This window comes from Streptomyces sp. NPDC057010, from assembly GCF_042673805.1.
Classification (GTDB): Bacteria; Actinomycetota; Actinomycetes; order Streptomycetales; family Streptomycetaceae; genus Streptomyces.
Window position 1 is genome coordinate 766 of the sequence record NZ_JBHUSC010000151.1, and the last position, 246, is coordinate 1011.

Annotated in this window: 1 protein-coding gene; it reads right to left on the bottom strand. The window is 49.6% G+C overall.

The genetic code is table 11. From position 1 onward, the window contains the following. Positions 1–203 (bottom strand): hypothetical protein (locus tag ACFTXQ_RS36740; RefSeq protein WP_382650057.1); only part of this gene is annotated, 203 nt, incomplete at its 3' end. Positions 204–246: the final 43 nt, after the last annotated feature.

A 246-nucleotide genomic window follows, 5' to 3' on the forward strand; every position in this document is an offset into this window, starting at 1 on the left:
GGATTGCCGATCAAAAATGTCTCTCGGATCGAGTTTGCCAAGTAATCTCTTGCAGTTATCGCGTCAAGGCGCGAAGGAATCGCAAGTTCGACATGGATTCCGGCCAGCTCTCGCCACGCCTTGGTGTCCTCCGGCTTTACCGTATAAAAGTACTTGGCATTCGTTGCATAACGCGTCCGCATCAAGCGAGGAAACTCGTCCACATACTTCTCATAAAACCCCTTGAATGTTTCGGTTCCTCTATTC